A 20614-nucleotide genomic window follows, 5' to 3' on the forward strand; every position below is an offset into this window, starting at 1 on the left:
AAATTAAGTTATTCTGAAATGTTCCCGCTTGAAAGTATCGCCAAGTTTTTCCCAATACTACTCCCTATAGCTACGCCCATTCCGCCTAATCTAACTCCGCAAAAAACAGTATTAGAAACGGCAGCTAGAATAGGTTTTTTCTGTTCGCCCACTCCCATAATACCACTCCAGCTGTAATCTATTTTAAACGGGATGTTGGGTAATATAACTGTTTTTAAAATTCGCGCTAACTCCTTTTGTATTTGTTGTGTTACTTCCATTTTTGTAGTGGCTTCTCCTTTAAAATCGAGATTACGACCACCACCTAAAAGGATGCGATTGTCTATATTTCTAAAATAATAGTAGCCTCTATCTAAATGAAAAGTTCCTTTAATGTGAAGGTTTTCTATAGGCTCTGTAACTAAAACTTGAGCTCTTGCCGGCTGTACGTCTTTATCTAAAAATTGTTTTGCAAAACCATTCGTCGCAACGCAAACCTTCTTTGCAGATAATATGCCAAGATCTTTGGTTGTAATCTTTACGGCGTTATCGATTGATAATATATCTGTAACTTCGGTTGTATTAAGAATAAGAATGTCTTTTTCTGCGGTCTTTTTAAGAAGTGACTGCATCATCTTTCCCGTGTCTATCTGTCCTTCAAATTTGTTAAAAATAAGTGAATCAGTCACATTTCCGAAGTGGAAAGAGTTCGCTGTTAGTGAGAAAACTTGGTCATTAAAAATAGGGAGCAACAGCTTGTTTACGGCGTCCATTTTTGCAACACAATCTTGATAGAGCGCCGTGTCGTTTTCTGTAAATAATTCATACCCGCCGTGTTTCTGAAAACCTATGTTCTCATCGCCCAAGGTGTCTCTTAAGAGCTGAAGCCCAGCAACGCGTTCCTTGACAAGACTAACAACCTCTTCAGGGCTGTGTGTTTTGAGGTCGTCAATAATTTCGGATAGACTCCCAAAGCAAGCAAACCCTGCATTTTTAGTGCTGGCGCCGCTGGGTAACATCCCACGTTCTAGCACTACTATTTTAGCCTTTGGGTGTTGTCTGCGAAGTTCTAAGGCGCAAGAAAGACCCACTATACCGCTACCAATGATGGCGTAATCTATGTTGCTTAGCCAAGTTTTATGTTCCCAATAGGATAGTGTCATTGTTGTGATTTTCTGTTTGCGGCTAGCACATATGTTAAAATTAAAAGAGGGACAACGACTACAAACCACATCCTAAAGGAAGCTAATAAGTAAATAGAAATGATTGTTTTATAATTCCACCTCATCTAGTAAATATATTTAATTTGTCTTTTAGAAATTAAATATATCGTTCTTTAATGTGTTCGCCGAAAAGCCAAAACAAGGTATAAAAAAAAGCGCCAACTCTAAAACGAGTTGGCGCTAAATAATATTGAGAAGCCCAAGCAAACTGTTATTGCAAATGTTTGCTAAAAGCTACTCTTCATCTACGGGTTCTTCCATTTTCCAAGTGTCCATAAAAGCAGTAGTATAGTTACCAGCAATATAATCTGGATGGTCCATTAGCTGTCTATGAAAAGGTATGGTGGTTTTAATTCCTTCAATATGAAACTCATCTAATGCGCGTCTCATTTTGTTTATTGCTTCTTCTCTAGTTTGTGCAGTTGTAATCAACTTTGCAATCATAGAGTCGTAGTTAGGCGGAATAGAGTATCCTGCATACACATGCGTATCTAAGCGTATGCCGTGACCTCCTGGAGCGTGTAAAACGGTAATCTTACCAGGTGATGGTCTAAAGTTATTATATGGGTCTTCTGCATTTATTCTACACTCAATGGAGTGCAGTTTTGGCAAATAGTTTTTTCCTGAAATTTTAATCCCAGCTGCCACCATAATTTGTTCTCGAATAAGATCAAAATCAATTACTTGTTCTGTAATAGGGTGCTCTACTTGAATACGGGTATTCATCTCCATAAAGTAGAAGTTACGGTGTTTGTCTACTAAAAACTCTACCGTTCCTGCCCCTTCATACTTTATGTATTCTGAAGCTTTTACTGCGGCATCACCCATCGCTTTTCTAAGCGCATCTGTCATAAATGGACTCGGGGTTTCTTCGGTCAATTTTTGGTGACGTCTTTGTATAGAACAATCACGCTCACTTAAATGACAAGCTTTTCCACTACTATCGCCTACAATCTGGATCTCGATATGTCTTGGCTCTTCTATGAGTTTTTCCATATACATATCATTATTTCCGAAGGCAGCCAGACTCTCTTGACGTGCAGATTCCCACGCATCTTGCAGCTCTTCTTTCTTATAGACGGCACGCATTCCTTTACCTCCACCACCGGCACTCGCCTTAAGCATTACTGGATATCCAGTTTCTTTTGCTACTTTAATACATTCTTCAAACGTTTCAATTACACCTTCACTTCCTGGCACACATGGAACTCCTGCGGCAATCATGGTTGATTTTGCATTTGCTTTATCTCCCATTCTATCAATCATTTCTGGAGAGGCACCAATAAACTTTATATTGTGCTCTTCACAAATTCTTGAAAATTTTGCGTTTTCTGAAAGGAATCCATATCCTGGATGAATTGCATCTGCATTGGTAATTTCTGCAGCTGCAATAATATTGCTCATTTTTAAATAACTCTCACTACTTGCTGCTGGTCCTATACAAACCGCTTCGTCTGCAAACTTGACGTGTAGGCTTTCTTCATCTGCTTTAGAATACACCGCAACAGATTTTATGCCCATCTCTTTACAGGTTCTAATTACACGAAGTGCAATCTCTCCCCTGTTTGCTATTAATATTTTTTTAAACATGTTTCTTTGATATAAGTTCTACAAAATAGCCGCATAATTTATAGGTAGTCCCGATAGTTATCGGGATTAAATTATGACGGGTCTACTAAGAATAATGGTTGATCAAATTCTACAGGAGAAGCGTCGTCAACAAGTATTTTTACTATTTTCCCAGACACTTCACTCTCAATCTCGTTAAAGAGTTTCATAGCTTCTATCACACATAGAACATCTCCTATTCCTATATTATCCCCTACCTCAACAAACATTGGTTTATCTGGTGCTGACTTGCGATAAAATGTCCCAATAATAGGAGACTTTACCGTGATAAACTTTGATTCTTCTTCTGCTGCGGCTGTAGAAGCATCTGATGCAGGAGCTGCAGGAGCTGCGGCCGCCTGTTGCGGCATAGCTGCCATTGCGGGCATTTGCTGGATGTAAGTGGTCTCGCCCTTATCATCACTTCCTGTTTTGATGGTGATTTTGATATCTTCCATCTCGAGTTTTACCTCGCTTGCACCTGATTTTGCAACGAACTTAATTAGGTTTTGAATGTCTTTTAATTCCATCTTTTAGTTGATTTTAATAGTGTTGGTTATGATTCTTCTTATTTAGGGTCATAGGCCCATTTTACATATACGGCGCCCCAGGTAAAGCCTCCTCCAAAAGAAGCAAACACAAGGTTGTCTCCTTTTTTAAGTTGACTTTCATAGTCTACCAAACATAATGGTAAAGTGCCGGAGGTCGTATTTCCGTATTTATGAATATTCATCATTACTTTTTCTTCTGGCAATTTCATTCTTCTGGAGGTAGCATCTATAATTCGCTTATTTGCTTGATGTGGCACTAACCATTGTATGTCGTCTCCAGTAAGGTTGTTTCTTTTCATTATTTTTTCTGAAACATCTGCCATATTAGATACGGCAAACTTGAATACCGTTTTTCCATCTTGATAAACATAATGTTGTTTGTTTGCCAACGTCTCTTGCGAAGCGGGTAAAATAGAACCACCGGCATCTATTTTTAGGCTTTCCCTTCCTATTCCGTCAGACCGTAACAACTCGTCTTGTACTCCCAAACCTTCATCATTTGGCTCAAATAAAACAGCTCCTGCTCCATCTCCAAAAATGATACACGTCGTACGATCTGTATAATCTATAATAGAAGACATTTTATCTGCCCCTATAAGTAAGACTTTTTTGTAGCGACCAGACTCAATGTATTTTGCTGCAGTAGACATCCCGAAAAGAAAACTAGAGCAGGCTGCAACCAAATCAAAAGAAAAGGCGTTTACTGCACCTATCTGGGTTGCCACGTAAACACCTGTTGTCGCTACTGGCATATCTGGCGTGGCTGTTGCCATGATCACCATGTCTATGTCTTTAGGGTCTGTATTGCTTTTAGTAAGAAGATCTTTTGCTGCTTCAATTGCCAGAAAGGAGGTACCCTTTCCTTTTTCTTTTAGAATACGACGTTCCTTGATACCAGTTCTGGTAGTGATCCACTCATCATTAGTATCGACCATGGTTGCAAGGATATCATTGCTTAATACATAGTCTGGGACATACCCACCCACCGCGGTAATGGCAGCTGTTATTGTACTCATACAGTTTGTTTAGATCCTTTTAAAAAGAGGAGAAACCTCTCTAAAAGCTTGGAAAAATAGTGATTTTTAATGAAAAACAAGGGTTTTTTAACGTTTTTCGAAAGGTGCATAAGATTTCAGAAAACAAAAAAACTCCCACAAATTGTGGGAGTCCAAATATCTTATAAGAACGTCTTAAGCTTCAATCGCTTCTACAGCATCAATAACAATCTGACCTCTGTAATACAATCTACCTTCATGCCAGTGAGCTCTGTGGTACAAGTGAGCTTCTCCTGTTGTTGGATCCGTTGCTATCTGTGGTGCAACTGCCTTGTAATGTGTTCTTCTTTTATCTCTTCTCGTTTTGGAGATTTTTCTCTTTGGATGTGCCATTACTTTTATTATTTATCGTTTAATAATTTTTTTAATGAGTCCCATCTAGGATCTGTTTTATCCTCAGATGTACTTTTATATTCAATATTTTCCCTAGGGCTTAATTCTTCAAGTTTGTCAAGTATGTCGCTTTTTAATGAACCGTCTTCAATTCCTGGATGAATTCTTCTTGAAGGAAGACTCAAAACAATCGACTCATAAATATATTGCTGGATGTTTACTTCATAACTTCCGTGAGGAATAATAAGAAGGTCTTCGTTTTCATTATTAAACTCATCCCCAAATTTTACTACAAAATGATAATCACCACTTAATTCCTGTTCAAAAGGCTCATTAGTAACGTCGCAATTGACTTTTACTTTACCATTATAAGAGAGGTTAAATTCAAGTAGGGTTGTTTTTTTATCCAGCAGTACATCGAGATTAAGATTTGCATCTATAAACTCATCATACTCAAAATGCTCAAAGAACTTATTTTCAATCTTAAAATCAAAGCGGTGTTCCCCTAGTTTTAGCCCAACAAATGGGATTGTAAATTCTTTCAATTCTCTCATAATCACTCCTTGAAACTAAGAACACCTTACGCGTAAAGCGGGTGCAAAGATAAAAAAATATTTGATTTGCAAATTAATTTATCACTACTTTTTTACAAACGGTTGTCGTCTATTAATTATCAGTGGTTTTTCTGAAATTTTCTGGTGTTGTTCTCGAGCACTAAAAATAGATATTGCGCTATACATTGCAGCTCTAAAAGACTCATGGCTCGCTTCGTTCTTTCCAGCAATATCAAAGGCTGTACCGTGATCTGGAGAGGTTCTTATTCTATCAAGCCCTGCCGTAAAGTTAACTCCAGAACCAAAGGACAATGTCTTAAAAGGAATCAATCCTTGGTCATGGTAAGAAGCAATAATTACATCAAAGTTTTTATAATTTCCGGTGCCAAAAAAGCTATCCGCGGCATATGGGCCAAAAATCACCTTACCATTGTTGCGTAAATTATCTAAAGTGGGTCTTAGAATCTCGTCGTCTTCTTTTCCTATAACACCATTATCTCCTGTGTGAGGATTTATTCCTAAAACAGCAATCTTCGGTCGCTCTATACCAAAATCTTGAATTAATGTTTTGTGAATTGTGTTGATCTTTTTTTCTACTAGCTCTCTCGTAATTGTAGCTGCGATATCCTTTACAGCAACATGATCTGTAAGTAATCCTACTCGTAAAGAATCTGAAACCATTAACATTAAAGCGTCTCCTTCTAATTCTTGATTTAAGTAATCTGTGTGTCCTGGAAAAGAAAAAGACTCAGACTGAATATTAGACTTATTAATCGGCGCCGTAACGAGTACATCTATCTTGCCTTCTTTGAGCGCAGCAACTGCCGCTTGAAAAGACTTTAAAGCATAAATACCAGCCTCTTTTTCTTCTTTCCCAAAATGAACGTCTACATTTTCTTTCCAGACATTGAGTACGTTAATTTTCTTAGGAATAATTTTGTCTACACTTTCTATTCCCTGCAGGTTGCTCTGGATGTTAAATGCTTTTTTGTAAAACGACATAAGTTTCACATTGGCAAAAATCACAGGCGTACAAAAATCAAGTATCCTTGAATCTTCCAGTGCTTTTAAGACAACCTCTGGTCCAATTCCATTAAGATCACCTATCGATATCCCTACTATCATTTTATTCTCTTTGCTCATTATGTATCCGTATTCTTTAATTGAACTTAATAAACTTCCCTCTTTGCTAAAATACTATTCTTTAGATCTACCCTCCCTTTCTTATCCTTCCGTTTGTTCTGAAAAATGGGATTTAGTAACCGTTATATTTAATTTCAAATGCCTTAATTTTCGCTTAAACACAAAAAGTTTAAGTAAGTTCATTTACTTTTGCCATACAAAGGTAACTATTTGCATTTATGTTTACAGGGATTATTGAAACCATTGGTACTGTCCATTCGCTTCGCGCGGAAGGCGCTAATCTTCACATAGAAGTGGCTTCTTCATTTACACAAGAATTAAAAATAGATCAAAGTGTAGCTCACAACGGCGTTTGTCTAACCGTTGTATCCATTTCGGATGACTGTTACACTGTTACTGCCATTAAGGAGACTCTTGACAAAACATCATTATCTTCATTGCAAGTAGCAAATCCCGTCAATTTAGAACGCGGGATGAAATTAAGCGATAGACTGGATGGTCATATAGTTCAAGGGCACGTAGATCAAGTTGCTCAGTGTACTAATGTCCTTGAAGAAAATGGAAGCTGGAAGTTTACTTTTAAGTACGACTCAAGCCCTGGTAATATTACCATAGAAAAAGGATCCATTACAATAAATGGCGTGAGCCTGACCGTCGTAGATTCTGGAAAAGATATCTTTAGCGTCGCTATTATTCCTTATACGTATAAACACACTACATTTAATACCTTGAAAGAAGGTACCGTTGTAAATCTAGAATTTGATGTCATAGGGAAATACGTTGCGCGACTTACGCAACTTTCTTCGCAGTAGCTCGTACTCTATAGAAATAATATACTCCTAGAATTAATCCTGCCAGAAGTAAAATTAAAATATTATCATCAATAGGTATCATACCATCTACAGGGGGTCCTCCTGGCGTCCTATTTGAGTCTGGAACAGGGGGTCCTTTTGAGCCGCTATTAGATTGCGCAAATAATTGCACTCCGTTAAATAGAGTGTTCGCTAGAGTAATAATAAGTACGATTTGAGATCGCATAGGTTGTGAGAGGTCGTTACGTTTTTGGGGACGTATAATAGACTGCTAAAGTAGTAAAAAAAAACACGCCACCACAACAAATCTTAAGTTATCAACGATTTAATCTCCGTTCAAGCGCCATATAATCCGCCTAAGTGAGTAAATGCTAGAGCAAAGCGTCGATTGTTTACTATTTGTTTCTTATTATTAATTCTAATTTTAGATGAAAATATAAGCAGGCAAATAGTCATAAATAATACCTGAACTTTCACTAAGGCTATGGTTATCATTTGGGCACAAAATGTAAACAAACCAAGGACTCCCTGATTATGAGATATGTGAAGTTGCTTTTCAATGCTTTCAAAATAAGTATCTTTAACTCTCTAAAAATAAAACAATGCAAATTACTTTACGTCTAATTACACTCGCTTTTCTCCTTTTCACGATACAACTCAACGCTCAGAATAAGAAGAATTTTGAACCCTTAGATGTTTTTCAATTAGAGTATACTGGGGATCCGCAAATTTCACCCGATGGCCACTGGATTTTGTACCTCAGGACAGGTTTTGATATTATGAAGGATGCCTCCGCTAGAAATTTATGGCTTTTAAGCAGTGATGGAAGTGTACATAGAAAACTTACTTCTAGTCAAGAAAATGAGCGTCAAGGACGCTGGTCTCCCTCTGGAGATAGGATTGCTTTTGTAAGTGGAAGTGAGCATGGAAATGAGGTTTATGTATATTGGTTGGCCTCTGGAGTTCTAGCGAAGTTAACTCAATTAGAAAACGGCCCGTCATCTATTAGTTGGTCGCCAGATGGCACTTCAATCGCTTTTACTATGAAAGTAAATGCTACCGCCCCTGTAATCGCAAAAATGCCGGCAAAGCCAAAGGATGCGAAGTGGGCAACACCTGCAAGAATAACAGACCGTTTAAAACATGAGGCGGATGGCTCTGGTTATATAAAACCAGGATTTACGCACGTTTTTACAATTCCTTCGGAAGGAGGAACGCCCAGACAGTTAACAGATGGTGAATTTAATCACAACGGGGCCCTTTCTTGGGCACCTAATGGAACTGAGATTTATTTTTCGTCAAATCGAAATGAAAATTGGGAGTATGAATTCCGAAATTCCGAAGTCTATTCTGTAAACACCAAGACTGGCGCAATTAAAACGCTAACCAATCGAACGGGACCAGATTATGCGCCTATGATTTCTCCAAACGGGAAACATATTGCCTATATGGGGTATGAAGATAAAGTACAAGCTTATCAGGTTCGAAGCCTGCAATTAATGGATTCAAATGGTGAAAATAAGAGAACCGTTTCAGAAAATCTAGATAGAGACGTTGATAATGTAGTGTGGGCTAGTGATAGCGAGGGCTTGTATTTTAAATACAATGACTTAGGGCTTACCAAGATTGCATACATAAACGTTAACGGAAAGGTAACAGATATTGTAGAAAATGTTGGAGGAACAACCTTGGGAAGACCCTATGCTAGCGGTAGCTTTAGTGTTTCTAAGAATGGAAGGATAGCTTATACTTTATCCAGATCAGATCGCCCAGCCGATGTTGCTATTGTTGAAAAAGGCGGAAAGGAAACTATACTGAGTCGAGTAAATGAAGATTTGATCAACTATCGAAATATGGGAGAAGTAGAAGAAATCTGGTATACCTCATCCATTGATCAACGTGATATTCAAGGTTGGGTAGTGTATCCTCCTAATCACCAAAAAGGAACAATGGTTCCTCTTTTAGTCGAAAACCACGGAGGACCCATTTTAAATTATGGAGATCATTTTTCAGCAGAAATTCAACTGTACGCGGCCGCAGGGTACGCTGTTTTTTACCCAAATCCGCGAGGAAGTACAAGTTATGGCGAAGAATTTGGAAATTTATTATTTAATAATTACCCAGGAGAAGATTATAATGACGTAATGGATGGCGTTGATGCATTAATAAAACTTGGTATTGCAGATCCGTCAAAATTATTTGTCACTGGTGGAAGTGCTGGCGGAATTATGACGGCTTGGATTATTGGAAAAAACAAACGGTTTAAGGCTGCTGTAGTGGCAAAACCAGTCATGAATTGGATAAGTAAGACATTAACAGCTGATAATTATTACGGATACGCAGATTCCCGTTATCCTGGACAACCCTGGGAAAATTTTCAAAATTACTGGAAATTTTCACCCATTTCATTAGTAGGGAATGTAGAAACTCCAACCATGGTGTTGGTTGGCCTAAACGACTTAAGGACCCCGCCTAGTGAGGCAAAACAGTTGTATCACGCGTTAAAACTTCGGAAGATTGAAACGGTTCTGGTAGAACTTCCAGATGCATCTCATGGCATTGCGGCCCGCCCTAGCAATCTAATTAGTAAGGTTGCTCACACGATTGCTTGGTTTGAAAAGTATAAATAAGTTTAATATTTCAGCGCAGATATAAACTCGTCCTTTTTACTTCTTGAAACTATCAAGGATAATAGAGCGATACTTATGTATCCTAAAGAACTCTTGATTCTGTAGAGTTATATATGAGTAATTAATAGCTTCCCGTTTGTTACGCGGCTCACCATCGAATTCTATCATAAAAAAAAGACTCTAGCTTACGCTAAAGTCTTGATTTTCAATGTGGTCCCACATGGACTCGAACCATGGACCCCCTGATTATGAGTCAGGTGCTCTAACCAGCTGAGCTATAGGACCGGTAATCAGGCTGCAAATGTAGGGTGTTTTACAATTATTGCAAACTATTTTTTGTCTTATTTATTTCTTGGCACAACTCGACAAGAACGCCGTTGCTAGACTTAGGGTGTAAGAATACAACCCACTTATTATCTGCCCCTCGTTTAGGTTCCTCATTTAGAGCGATGAAGCCTTCTTTTTTTAAACGTATTATCTCTGCTTTAATGTCATCAACCGCAAAAGCTATGTGATGAATTCCTTCTCCTTTTTTTTCTATAAATTTACTAATAGGGCTATCTGGATGTGTCGCCTGAAGCAATTCTATCTTGCTTTCCCCGCACTTAAAAAAAGAGGTGGCTACTCCTTCACTTTCTACATCCTCTGCTTTGTACGGCTCGTATCCTAGCAGTGAAGTGTAAATTTTATTGGCAGCCTCAATATCTTTTACGGCAATCCCTAGGTGTTCTATTTTGTTCATGTTTATATTCCTTTGTCATTTCCGTGAATACGAAAATTCCTTATTAGTGATATACCTTTGACCTATCCTTATAACCTTGCTCTACCATTTTTTTCACTGTGCTTCGACTTGACTCAGCAGAACCGCTTAAACTGATAATTATTTCTCTTCGTTTAATTTGCTCACCATTTCAAATATACCCATTAATCCTATAGCCTCATAGCAGACGTAAGTCACAAACACTTAAAATTTCGGTAATAAAGACTATTTTTGCACTATGGAAGAAAGTAACAGACAGAAAAAGATTGCGGGCGTTTTACAGGAAGACCTTGCGGGTGTGCTTCAAAACATCTTACGAGAAAGTGGACAACTAGGCACACTTATTTCTGTGAGCAAAGTAAACGTAACGGTAGATTTGTCTATCGCAAAAGTGCACGTGAGTGTTTTTCCAAGTACAAATGCAACCGCCATCATTAGAGAAATCAATGAAGGAAAGTCTAAAATCAAGCATGAAGTGGCACAACTTACACGCCACCAATTAAGAAGAATGCCTGAATTACAATTTTTTAACGATGACTCGTTAGACTATATAGAGCAGATTGATGAAGCCGTAAAAGGCAAGGAAGATCCTTTAAAGAATCCGGATTTACTCCCTAAACGCAAAAAATCATAACGTGAGTTTCTCGCTGTACATCGCTAAAAGATATCTTTTTACCAAGAGCAGCAACAATGCCATTAACATCATTACAGGCATCGCAGCAACTGGCGTTGTTGTCGGAGCATTGGCGCTTTTTATTGTGCTTTCCGGTTTTGGAGGGCTCAAAGAATTTAGTCTTCAGTTCGCTAGTTTTTTTGACAGCGACCTTAAAGTTTTTCCAGCAGAAGGTAAAACGATCACATTTGATGACACCCTTTCTTCTGAAATTTTAAAAATTGAGGACATCGCAGCTATTTCCGAGGTTATTGAAGAGCGTGTCTACCTGCAATATAAAGGTAAAAACCATTTAGCCTCCATTAAAGGTGTGGATGCCAACTACGGAAATGTAAACCCGATAGATAGTATTCTATATTTTGGAGAATGGTTTGAGCCTAATCGGGAAGAAGTTGTCATCGGGCTTGCGATGGTGTCAAAACTATCATTAGGAACGCGGGACTATGGAAATCTACTCAAGTTAACAGTGCCTAAACCCGGCAAAGGACAAATACTAGACCCTTCTAAAGCGTTCACCTCATCGCCGGCAGTAGTAAGTGGTGTCTATGCCGTTAATGACGATTTAAACAGCAAGTATGTGTTTAGTGATGTTGATTTTGCACGAGCGCTTTTATCCTTAGATAGTACAAAAGTATCTGCTCTTGAGATAAGACTAAATGAAAATGCCGACGAAACCAGCACCATTGCTGCTCTTCAATCGCTCTTTCAAAATAAGGTGATAATAAAGACACGCATCCAGCAAAACGACGCGCTGTATAAAATGCTAAATGCAGAAAATCTAGCAGTCTATTTTATTTTTACGCTCATCCTTATTATCGCATTGTTTAATGTGGTGGGCTCTATCATTATGATGATCCTAGACAAACAATCTAATATTAAAACGCTGTTTAATATGGGAGCTACTATCAAAGAAATACGCGCCGTGTTCTTATATCAAGGAATCTTGATGACGCTAATAGGAGGTGTTGTAGGAGTCCTTTTGGGGGTTTTAGTTATTGCCGCACAGTTGCAATTCGGCTTAATAAACATTGCGCAAGATTTGCCCTATCCTGTAAGTCTTCAGCTTAAAAATGTGATAATTGTCTTAGTGACAATAACAGTTTTAGGAGTGATTGCCTCTAAAATTGCCTCGAGTAGAGTGAGTGAAAAATTGCTCCATTAAAGGCGCTCAAATTCAAAGTCTGCAAACTTCTCTAACACGTCATCAAAGGCGGCAAATACATCTACGCTTTGATCGCTTGTAACCATTTTCATACGATGCTCTTTAAAGTGCGGAATGCCTTTAAAATAGTTAGTGTAATGTCTTCTAGTTTCAAAAACGCCTAAGGTTTCTCCTTTCCAGTCTATCGCCATTTGCAGGTGCCTTCTAGCTGCGTCTACTCGCTCTGTCATGGTAGGAGGTGCCGCGTGCATTCCTGTCTCAAAGTAATGTTTAACCTCTTTAAAAAACCAAGGGTACCCTATACTTGCTCTTCCTATCATAGCGCCGTCTAGACCGTATTTGTCACGCATTTCCATAGCGCGTTCTGGTGTGTTTATGTCTCCGTTACCAAACACTGGAATATGCATTCTTGGATTGTTCTTAACTTCTGCTATAGGCGCCCAGTCTGCGTCGCCTTTATACATTTGTGCGCGCGTACGACCATGAATAGAAATTGCCTTGCAGCCTACGTCTTGCAATCGCTCTGCAACCTCAACAATTTTTATACTGTCGTGGTCCCAGCCTAGTCTTGTTTTTACGGTAACGGGAAGCTTTGTGTGTTTTACCATCGCCTCAGTAAGGGACACCATTAAGTCGATATCCTTTAATATCCCTGCTCCAGCTCCTTTGCTTACTACTTTTTTAACGGGACAACCAAAGTTGATATCAATAATATCTGGTCCGCTGGCTTCAACAATTTCAATACTTCGCAGCATAGATTCTAGCACAGCACCAAAAATCTGAATACCCACTGGACGTTCTTTTTCATAAATATCCAACTTCATGACACTTTTAGCGGCATCACGAATTAATCCCTCACTAGAAATAAACTCTGTATATACCACATCTGCTCCTTGCTCCTTGCATAATGCACGGAACGGAGGGTCACTCACATCTTCCATGGGTGCCAATAATAACGGGAAGTCTCCTACATCTATATCGCCTATTTTGCTCATCTCGTGCTCGCGATAGCGAGTGTCTTATTTGTTGTTGAACTAATTTTTCAGCAAAAGTAGCGAAATTTTAAATGTTTGATATTTCCGAAGGGTGAATATTTACAGCCTGTCTCCTTCGTCTGTAGATGTAGTCTTATTATTATCACGAAGACGGGCATTCCCAAAATTATATTTAAATCCTAATCGAAACAATCTAGATTCCGGTCTTGCAAAAAAGCGGCTGTCTTGATTTAAATATTGTGTTGCAAGCGCAACGTTGTTTTTATTAAAAATATCATCGACACCTAAAGTAACCGATGCTTGTTTCTTCCAGAAGCTTTTACGCAGAGAGAATGAAATATTGAACTGATTGTTATACTCCGCCGCACCATAGATCAAGTTTGAAATATATAGCGCCGTCACATCACTTGTCAAACCTGCACTTCTAGAAAGCGTGAGACCACTGTACATCTGTGCATACAGCCCAAAGGCATCCACACTTGCGGTTTCTTGCGAACTCTGTAAGGCATTAAAAGTGTTTTTTAAATAGAATGTAGAAGTCACAACTTGCAGGTACCACCAGGTTTTTATTGGCGAAGCGTACACAATATCAAAACTGAAATTATGCCCTTCTGGGACATTTGTGTCTATGTTTTGTAGCGTGTTGTTTTGGTTGTTTTGGTAGGTGATTACTTCAAGACCATCGTTTGTATGAATATAATAGGCATCCAAGAACCAGGTGTTATTAAAATTATACCCTACAGAAAACTTATCGTCAATCGCAGGAACAAGATTTGGGTTTCCTTCATTAAAATTGCTTTCATTAATAAAGTATTTAAATGGATTTAAACTTTGATATCTTGGTCTGTGGATTCTGCGCACATACCCTATGTTTACGCTGTTCTTTTCGTTTATGGTTCGAGATATTGACGCATTAGGAAATAGCTTGAAATAGTTTTGATTATTAACCGTGCCTAATGACCTTGAGTCACCCTTTACGGCTGTATGCTCTCCTCTCGTCCCTACATTTATTGCCCATTTTCCCCAATCTCTATCGTAATTTATATATCCCGCAAAAATGTCTTCTGTATATTTAAAGAAATCTGACAAAGGCCCGTTTAGTGTTGTTGTCGCTCCATTTATATCGAAATAATCTAAACCGCTATCTGTGCTGATATTAGAATATTTAAGTCCGGTTTCAAGGTTACCACTTTTTAAAGGGATTACAAAATCTGTTTGTGCGGTTACAATATTACTCTCTTGAAGTGCGGCTGTTTCAAAGCTGCTATTTCTATTGAGTTGTCCATTAGCTAAAAAATAATTTGTGTCTACAAATTGGTCTCGCTCATTATTGTACGTAATATAGTTGATGTTAGAAGTGGCAGACACCCCTTTTTCGCCAATAGTTGTAACGTGCTCTACATTTAATGAAATGTTGGCTTGCTCATTTTTAAAATCACTATGGGTGACAAAAGTAGAATCTAGTTGGCGTGCAGCGTTGTAGTTAAGTGAGTTTACCTTATTGCGGTATTCTTCGTTTGGATTAAAAAATGCGGTTGCTGAAACACTCAAAGATTGGTTTTCATCTAGCGTAAAATCTGCCACTATGTTTGCTTGATGCGAAGTTTTTTGGGTGGTTTTCTCAAAATAAGAATCTCTAAAGGACTTGGTGGTCACTTCATCTGGATTAAAAAACCTACTATTATTTTCATCTTGCTTTAGCTCTTTTCTAGGACTCACGCTATAACTCCCAAATAGATTAACCCAGTCGTTTTTGTAAAAATGCGAAGTCCCTAAGCGATACTTAGCAAAAGTAGCTTGCTCATACGTGCCATTTACAGATCCTTTATAACCCACAGAAACTGCTTTTGAAGTAATGATATTCAGGACTGTTCCTGCTTCTGCATCGTACTTTGCTGATGGCTGTGTAATAACCTCGATAGACTTTATAATTTCGCCATCTACATTTTGCAGTAGGGAGATCACCTCGCTCTGCGATAAATACACACGCTTATTATTTATAAAAACTACGGGAGATATATTCTTTACTGTAATTCTATTATTTGCTACTACTACTCCAGGAGTTTTAGATAGTATGTCTAGTGTACTTCCTGTGGATAATGATGTTTTTTCTACATTAAAAGTTAGTTTCCCTGGCTCTTTTTTTATGGTCGGCCCCTTTACAACGATGACGGCTTCCTCTAGGGCTTCAGCCACTCGTTCTAGCGTAAGATCATCTAAGGTTTTTGGGGCAGTTACCTCTATTACTTTAGGAGTGAACCCTAAATAACTAATCGTGACAATGTATAATGAAGCGGCGGGAGTTATGATATTAAAATTTCCTTCGTAATCACTTGTAGTCCCAGCTATAAAAGCACCTTCTGGGATTTCTTCTGTTGGTGTTTCAGAAATAAGTATTGTCGCAAAAGAAATAGCTTCACCAGAATTTTCAACAACTCGTCCCGAGATTAGACTCTCTTGACCAAATGTAAAAGCAGAAAAAAGCAGAAAAAAAAGAATGGCTGTTACACGCATGATTAAGGGGTTGGTTTGAACAAAGACTTATAAGGTTAAGCTCCATTCTGGTCTAAAGTTGCAGTATTAATATGAGTTAGCAAAGAATTAAATCAAATAATCGATGTATGACAGTCATCTTCATATCATATAGATACCAATTAGTTTATATTTGCATCTTTAGAGCTATCACAGGGGTGATTTGGCTTCGTCAAATTTTGAAACTTATGGGGTTTTCGCATACGCGGAAATGGGAAATATGAAGAACATTCGCAATTTTTGCATTATTGCACACATTGATCACGGGAAAAGCACACTAGCAGACAGACTGCTAAGTGCTACTGGAGCTGTGACAGAACGTGAAGAACAAGCACAGTTATTAGACAGTATGGACCTGGAGCGGGAGCGCGGAATTACTATAAAAAGTCACGCCATACAGATGAATTATACCCACAAAGGGGAAGAATATATCTTAAACTTAATTGATACTCCCGGTCACGTAGATTTCTCTTACGAGGTTTCACGGTCTATTGCGGCTTGTGAAGGAGCCTTGTTAGTAGTAGATGCGGCACAAAGTATCCAGGCTCAGACAATCTCTAACTTATACCTCGCTCTAGAGAATGACCTGACAATTATTCCTGTATTAAATAAAATAGACCTTCCTTCTGCGAGCCCTGAAGAAGTAACAGATGATATAGTAGACCTATTAGGCTGTACTGCAGAGGAGGTAATCCCAGCTTCAGCAAAAACTGGTATTGGTATTATTGAAATATTAACCGCAGTTATTGAACGTATCCCTGCTCCTACAGGAGTAGCTGATGAATCCTTACAGGCCCTTATTTTTGACTCTGTTTATAATCCCTTTAGAGGTGTCGAGACCTATTTTAGAGTGCTAAACGGCTCTATTAAAAAAGGACAACATATTAAGTTTATGGCAACGGGTAAAACCTATTATGCTGATGAAGTAGGAACTTTAAACTTAACCCAAACTCCTAAAAAAGAAATTAAAACAGGGGATGTAGGCTACCTCATCACAGGAATAAAAGAAGCGAAAGAAATAAAAGTAGGAGACACTATCACAGATGCCAAGTCACCTACAACCAATGTGATTGAAGGGTTTGAAGACGTAAAACCTATGGTATTTGCAGGGATTTATCCTGTAGATACAGAAGATTATGAAGAGCTTCGTTCTTCTATGGAGAAGCTTCAATTAAATGATGCCTCGTTGGTTTTTGTGCCAGAAAGTTCCGCGGCCCTTGGTTTTGGGTTTCGTTGTGGGTTCTTAGGAATGTTGCACTTAGAAATCATTCAAGAACGTTTAGAGCGTGAGTTTGATATGACCGTAATTACTACAGTACCTAACGTATCTTACAAAGCATATACCAATAGAAATCCAGATACTGCTATTCTTGTAAACAATCCAAGTGACCTTCCAGATCCTTCTAGTTTAAATAGAATGGAAGAACCATATATTAAAGCAACCATCATTACAAAATCTGATTTTGTTGGTTCTGTGATGTCTCTTTGTATTGAAAAACGCGGGCAGATTACAAACCAAACATACCTGACCACAGAACGTGTAGAGCTTACTTTTGATATGCCATTAGCAGAAATTGTTTTTGACTTCTATGACCGTCTTAAAACAGTGTCTAAGGGATATGCTTCTTTTGACTACGCACCTATTGGTCTTCGTGACGCTAAGCTAGTAAAAGTAGATGTGCTGCTTAATGGAAATATTGTAGATGCGCTTTCTGCTTTATTGCACCAAGACAATGCTTATGATATTGGTAAAAAAATGACTGAAAAATTACGTCAGTTAATCCCTAGACAACAATTTGATATCCCAATACAAGCCGCCATTGGCGCAAAAATTATTGCTCGTGAAACCGTTAAGGCATTGCGCAAAGATGTAACGGCTAAATGTTATGGAGGAGATATTTCTCGTAAACGTAAACTATTAGAAAAGCAAAAGAAAGGAAAGAAGCGTATGCGTCAAGTAGGTAATGTAGAAATCCCTCAAGAAGCATTTATGGCGGTGTTGAAGTTAAATGATTAAACACCCATCTCTTTTTTGTCTTACTAATGTATATTAAAAATGCCCTTCATAATTGTAGGGCATTTTTAATATACATTATTCTTACTATTATAAATAAGAGCGGTCTATTTCACTAAGAGATGCCTGAGGGCTTGTTGCATTTTCACTTGTAATAGATCCTGAACCGAGGTAGACCATTAAAACTTAAGCCCCACAATTAGCACCTGTTTCCTGTAATGCCTCGATATATGCAGTATAGTCCGTACCCGTATTTTCGCCATTTACAGAGGCTGTTCCATCCGGCTCACGACATACTTCAAAAGATGCAGTCGCGTCTGAGTTGCACGTTGTACACGTGCGAGATTCGTCTTTATTACAGGATATGTACATCGCAAATAAAGTAAAAGAAATAAGAGCTCGGTAGGTCATAAAAGTGTTTCTGTAATTTTAAAACGAAAATTGGGCGCCTTTATTTTAATCTTCGGCGACCGATGTCTTCTCCATAGTTGCCGTAATCACCTCTTCAAAATCTATAGGCTTCCCTAGGTAGGCAATACAAGTTCCTTCTGCAATATCTACCTCTTTTAACGAATCAATAAAAGTAATCTCGCCATCCTCATCTTTCTTAAATAATGGGATTGCATCATTGCTGTCTCTAATCATCTCCAGCACTTTTAAAAATTTTGTATTGTCCTGTACTTCTATTTCTTGAATGGATGGGAAATCTCTCGCTACTTCTGTGAAGCGAACATAATCATGCGTATTGCTGAAAATTTCGTCGGTATCGTGTGGTATCTTTTTAATAAGTTCTTCCGAAGTTAATAAACGGAAGGTTCCATTTTCTCCAAAACGTTTTCCAAACCGAGTCATAGCCTGTCTATTAATCTCATCATTTCCCGTCATTGCTAATAAATATCCCACATCACTCAATTCAATATTATCAATTAAGTCATCACTATAAATATTTGCGCTAATGGCGTCTAAGCCTAGCTCTTTAGCTTTTTGAACGTTAATACGGTTACTATCTATAAGCACTACGTGTCTACCGTTTTTCTGTAAATAAGATCCAATCAATCTAGAAACCCGAGATCCACCGATAATCATAATCCCTTCAGACTTTTTAAGGAATACCCCTAATAAGGAAGCGACTAATCGTGCTGTGGTAGCGTTTAGAAGTACAGTTACTAATACGAGTCCGAAAACAAGTGGCGTGATGTATTCTGCGCCAGGAACACCCATTTCTACTAATTTAGTTCCAAATAGAGACGCGATACCCGCAGCAACAATACCTCGTGGACCAACCCAACTAATAAAGAGTTTTTCATTAAATTTTAAGTCTGAGCCTGCGGTACTGAGAAATACACCAACGGGTCGTATAACGAATATAATTACAGCAAATAGCACTGCCGTTTTCCAGTTGTAAATCAATAACAAATCGTCCACACTTATGTTTGCCGACAGCAGTATAAATAGAATCGATATTAAGAGAACACTGAGCGATTCTTTAAAATATAGTAATTCTTTTAGATTAGGTAAATCGCTATTTCCTAGATACATTCCCATCACTACTACGGCAAGTAGCCCAGATTCATGTGCAAACAAATCACTCAACACAAAAATTAATAGCACCATAGATAAGGAGGCTACATTCAATAAATAATGTGGAATTACTTTACGTTTTACGGCGTGATACATGGCAAAACCACCAGCAAGCCCAAAAGCAAACCCAATCACAATAATTTTTCCAAATTCTAATAAGGCGTGTTTTGTATAACTCCCTCCAGCTTCATGATCATCTACTACACCAGCACCAATTATAGCGTCTGCTCCGGCTTCAATTAGTTCTGGCGGGATGTTCACACTAATAAAACCAAAAACTAAAACCGCCACTAAGGCGCCAATTGGGTCTATTAAAATCCCTTCCCACTTGAGTACCGCAGAGATGTCTTTTCTTAAAGGGATGTTTCTTAAAATGGGCGTAATCACCGTTGGTCCCGTAACTATAATCAAGCCTGCGAATAAAAACGAGATTTGCCAATCCAGCCCAAAAAAGTAATGAGCAGCTACTCCTGCCCCAAAAAAGGTAACAACAGAACCAAGGCTTATTAGCTTTCCGATGACACCGCCTACTTTTTTAATTTCGCCCATTTTGAGGGTAAGCCCCCCTTCAAAAAGGATGATTCCAATAGCTAAAGAAACAAAATAAAAGAGGCTGTCATCTGGAAAAAAACCTTTATCACCATTATAGATAGGTTGAATCCATTGGTTTCCATCTTCAGAATAAAAGGTAGAGAGTGGTCCTACTGCAAGACCAATTAATATTAAAGGTAAAATGGCGGGTATCTTTAACTTCCACGCAAGCCATTGGGCAAAAATTCCTAAAATGATAATCCCGGCGAGTTCTAACATGTATTTAACTTTAGACTGTGAAAATATAAAGATACTATTTCAGTAGAAAATAATTAGTAAAAAATTAACCACGCCTTCTGTCTGGGTAATAAACCTCAACATATTCATCTCGAGAAAATTTCAGGAAAAAAATGCTGTAATTCATAAAGCCCTCAAAACCCTTTGCTCTTTCCTAAAAACAGTATCTTGTCGACTCTTG

18 protein-coding genes and 1 tRNA gene are annotated in these 20614 nt (G+C 38.3%); 5 read left to right on the forward strand and 14 right to left on the reverse strand.

The genetic code is table 11. The features are described 5' to 3' along the window. Positions 1–8: 8 nt before the first annotated feature. From ABXT71_RS03945 to pdxA, 7 genes are all read right to left on the reverse strand, one after another. Positions 9–1142 carry an NAD(P)/FAD-dependent oxidoreductase gene (locus ABXT71_RS03945; RefSeq protein WP_415372550.1) on the reverse strand — a complete coding sequence of 378 codons (1134 nt, stop codon included), beginning with the start codon at positions 1140–1142 and terminating at the stop codon, positions 9–11. A 294-nt stretch (positions 1143–1436) separates the two neighbouring features. Further along, positions 1437–2792 carry an acetyl-CoA carboxylase biotin carboxylase subunit gene (accC, locus tag ABXT71_RS03950; protein WP_415372551.1) on the reverse strand — a complete coding sequence of 452 codons (1356 nt, stop codon included), beginning with the start codon at positions 2790–2792 and terminating at the stop codon, positions 1437–1439. Positions 2793–2863: 71 nt separating this feature from the next. Continuing rightward, positions 2864–3340: an acetyl-CoA carboxylase biotin carboxyl carrier protein gene (gene accB / locus ABXT71_RS03955; RefSeq protein ID WP_415372552.1), complete on the reverse strand. Its 477-nt coding sequence runs from the start codon at positions 3338–3340 to the stop codon at positions 2864–2866. A 38-nt stretch (positions 3341–3378) separates the two neighbouring features. Then, positions 3379–4377 carry a beta-ketoacyl-ACP synthase III gene (locus ABXT71_RS03960; protein WP_415372553.1) on the reverse strand — a complete coding sequence of 333 codons (999 nt, stop codon included), beginning with the start codon at positions 4375–4377 and terminating at the stop codon, positions 3379–3381. 174 nt (positions 4378–4551) lie between these two features. Continuing rightward, a complete protein-coding gene (gene rpmF, locus ABXT71_RS03965) occupies positions 4552–4749 on the reverse strand; it encodes a 50S ribosomal protein L32 (protein ID WP_415372554.1) in 198 nt (65 codons plus the stop codon). Between the two features lie 8 nt (positions 4750–4757). After that, positions 4758–5303 carry a YceD family protein gene (locus ABXT71_RS03970; protein ID WP_415372555.1) on the reverse strand — a complete coding sequence of 182 codons (546 nt, stop codon included), beginning with the start codon at positions 5301–5303 and terminating at the stop codon, positions 4758–4760. Between the two features lie 84 nt (positions 5304–5387). Next, positions 5388–6446, reverse strand: a complete 1059-nt coding sequence (gene pdxA / locus ABXT71_RS03975; protein WP_415372556.1) for a 4-hydroxythreonine-4-phosphate dehydrogenase PdxA — start codon at positions 6444–6446, stop codon at positions 5388–5390. 218 nt (positions 6447–6664) lie between these two features. Between pdxA and ABXT71_RS03980 the strand changes: the two genes are divergently transcribed. Continuing rightward, positions 6665–7258 carry a riboflavin synthase gene (locus ABXT71_RS03980; RefSeq protein WP_415372557.1) on the forward strand — a complete coding sequence of 198 codons (594 nt, stop codon included), beginning with the start codon at positions 6665–6667 and terminating at the stop codon, positions 7256–7258. Here ABXT71_RS03980 and ABXT71_RS03985 read toward each other — a convergent pair. Continuing rightward, the gene (locus ABXT71_RS03985; RefSeq protein WP_415372558.1) at positions 7236–7484 is read right to left on the reverse strand and encodes a hypothetical protein; all 249 of its coding nucleotides are present in this window, start codon (positions 7482–7484) and stop codon (positions 7236–7238) included. The two genes, ABXT71_RS03980 and ABXT71_RS03985, sit on opposite strands and share 23 nt — an antisense overlap. Positions 7485–7860: 376 nt before the next feature. Here ABXT71_RS03985 and ABXT71_RS03990 point away from each other — a divergent pair, with 376 nt between their 5' ends. Next, a complete protein-coding gene (locus ABXT71_RS03990) occupies positions 7861–9888 on the forward strand; it encodes a S9 family peptidase (RefSeq protein ID WP_415372559.1) in 2028 nt (675 codons plus the stop codon). Between the two features lie 211 nt (positions 9889–10099). On the opposite strand, the gene ABXT71_RS03995 is transcribed toward ABXT71_RS03990, so the two are convergent. Next, a tRNA-Ile gene (locus ABXT71_RS03995) sits at positions 10100–10173 on the reverse strand. 34 nt (positions 10174–10207) lie between these two features. Beyond that, a complete protein-coding gene (gene mce / locus ABXT71_RS04000; protein ID WP_415372560.1) occupies positions 10208–10630 on the reverse strand; it encodes a methylmalonyl-CoA epimerase in 423 nt (140 codons plus the stop codon). Positions 10631–10886: 256 nt separating this feature from the next. Here mce and rbfA point away from each other — a divergent pair, with 256 nt between their 5' ends. Both rbfA and ABXT71_RS04010 read left to right on the forward strand, forming a co-directional pair. Further along, complete coding sequence (gene rbfA, locus ABXT71_RS04005; protein ID WP_415372561.1) at positions 10887–11282, forward strand: 30S ribosome-binding factor RbfA; 396 nt, start codon at positions 10887–10889, stop codon at positions 11280–11282. Between the two features lies 1 nt (position 11283). Beyond that, positions 11284–12483: an ABC transporter permease gene (locus tag ABXT71_RS04010; protein ID WP_415372562.1), complete on the forward strand. Its 1200-nt coding sequence runs from the start codon at positions 11284–11286 to the stop codon at positions 12481–12483. Here the strand turns inward: ABXT71_RS04010 and dusB are convergent. Both dusB and ABXT71_RS04020 read right to left on the reverse strand, forming a co-directional pair. Then, positions 12480–13478 carry a tRNA dihydrouridine synthase DusB gene (gene dusB / locus ABXT71_RS04015; RefSeq protein WP_415372563.1) on the reverse strand — a complete coding sequence of 333 codons (999 nt, stop codon included), beginning with the start codon at positions 13476–13478 and terminating at the stop codon, positions 12480–12482. The two genes, ABXT71_RS04010 and dusB, sit on opposite strands and share 4 nt — an antisense overlap. A gap of 99 nt (positions 13479–13577) precedes the next feature. Then, positions 13578–15992 carry an outer membrane beta-barrel protein gene (locus ABXT71_RS04020; RefSeq protein WP_415372564.1) on the reverse strand — a complete coding sequence of 805 codons (2415 nt, stop codon included), beginning with the start codon at positions 15990–15992 and terminating at the stop codon, positions 13578–13580. A 238-nt stretch (positions 15993–16230) separates the two neighbouring features. On the opposite strand from ABXT71_RS04020, the gene lepA reads away from it, so the two are divergent. Then, on the forward strand, positions 16231–18027 hold the full coding sequence (gene lepA / locus ABXT71_RS04025) for a translation elongation factor 4 (protein ID WP_415372565.1): 1797 nt from the start codon (positions 16231–16233) through the stop codon (positions 18025–18027). Positions 18028–18210: 183 nt separating this feature from the next. Here lepA and ABXT71_RS04030 read toward each other — a convergent pair whose 3' ends face one another. Both ABXT71_RS04030 and ABXT71_RS04035 read right to left on the reverse strand, forming a co-directional pair. Then, on the reverse strand, positions 18211–18435 hold the full coding sequence (locus ABXT71_RS04030) for a hypothetical protein (protein WP_415372566.1): 225 nt from the start codon (positions 18433–18435) through the stop codon (positions 18211–18213). A gap of 45 nt (positions 18436–18480) precedes the next feature. Beyond that, positions 18481–20415, reverse strand: coding sequence for a cation:proton antiporter (locus ABXT71_RS04035; protein ID WP_415372567.1), 1935 nt, complete (start codon positions 20413–20415; stop codon positions 18481–18483). Positions 20416–20614: the final 199 nt, after the last annotated feature.

It is taken from the genome of Patiriisocius sp. Uisw_047, from assembly GCF_047730165.1.
GTDB lineage: Bacteria > Bacteroidota > Bacteroidia > Flavobacteriales > Flavobacteriaceae > Patiriisocius.

What these genes read in the sequence shown, in the direction of transcription:
- pdxA (WP_415372556.1), bottom strand. Translation starts at nt 6,446, where the DNA reads ATGAGCAAAGAGAATAAAATGATAGTAGGGATATCGATAGGTGATCTT.
- rbfA (WP_415372561.1), top strand. Translation starts at nt 10,887, where the DNA reads ATGGAAGAAAGTAACAGACAGAAAAAGATTGCGGGCGTTTTACAGGAA.
- accB (WP_415372552.1), bottom strand. Translation starts at nt 3,340, where the DNA reads ATGGAATTAAAAGACATTCAAAACCTAATTAAGTTCGTTGCAAAATCA.
- ABXT71_RS04030 (WP_415372566.1), bottom strand. Translation starts at nt 18,435, where the DNA reads ATGACCTACCGAGCTCTTATTTCTTTTACTTTATTTGCGATGTACATA.
- ABXT71_RS03970 (WP_415372555.1), bottom strand. Translation starts at nt 5,303, where the DNA reads ATGAGAGAATTGAAAGAATTTACAATCCCATTTGTTGGGCTAAAACTA.
- lepA (WP_415372565.1), top strand. Translation starts at nt 16,231, where the DNA reads ATGAAGAACATTCGCAATTTTTGCATTATTGCACACATTGATCACGGG.
- ABXT71_RS04020 (WP_415372564.1), bottom strand. Translation starts at nt 15,992, where the DNA reads ATGCGTGTAACAGCCATTCTTTTTTTTCTGCTTTTTTCTGCTTTTACA.
- ABXT71_RS03960 (WP_415372553.1), bottom strand. Translation starts at nt 4,377, where the DNA reads ATGAGTACAATAACAGCTGCCATTACCGCGGTGGGTGGGTATGTCCCA.
- ABXT71_RS03985 (WP_415372558.1), bottom strand. Translation starts at nt 7,484, where the DNA reads ATGCGATCTCAAATCGTACTTATTATTACTCTAGCGAACACTCTATTT.
- ABXT71_RS04035 (WP_415372567.1), bottom strand. Translation starts at nt 20,415, where the DNA reads ATGTTAGAACTCGCCGGGATTATCATTTTAGGAATTTTTGCCCAATGG.
- mce (WP_415372560.1), bottom strand. Translation starts at nt 10,630, where the DNA reads ATGAACAAAATAGAACACCTAGGGATTGCCGTAAAAGATATTGAGGCT.
- ABXT71_RS03990 (WP_415372559.1), top strand. Translation starts at nt 7,861, where the DNA reads ATGCAAATTACTTTACGTCTAATTACACTCGCTTTTCTCCTTTTCACG.
- dusB (WP_415372563.1), bottom strand. Translation starts at nt 13,478, where the DNA reads ATGAGCAAAATAGGCGATATAGATGTAGGAGACTTCCCGTTATTATTG.
- ABXT71_RS03945 (WP_415372550.1), bottom strand. Translation starts at nt 1,142, where the DNA reads ATGACACTATCCTATTGGGAACATAAAACTTGGCTAAGCAACATAGAT.
- rpmF (WP_415372554.1), bottom strand. Translation starts at nt 4,749, where the DNA reads ATGGCACATCCAAAGAGAAAAATCTCCAAAACGAGAAGAGATAAAAGA.
- accC (WP_415372551.1), bottom strand. Translation starts at nt 2,792, where the DNA reads ATGTTTAAAAAAATATTAATAGCAAACAGGGGAGAGATTGCACTTCGT.
- ABXT71_RS03980 (WP_415372557.1), top strand. Translation starts at nt 6,665, where the DNA reads ATGTTTACAGGGATTATTGAAACCATTGGTACTGTCCATTCGCTTCGC.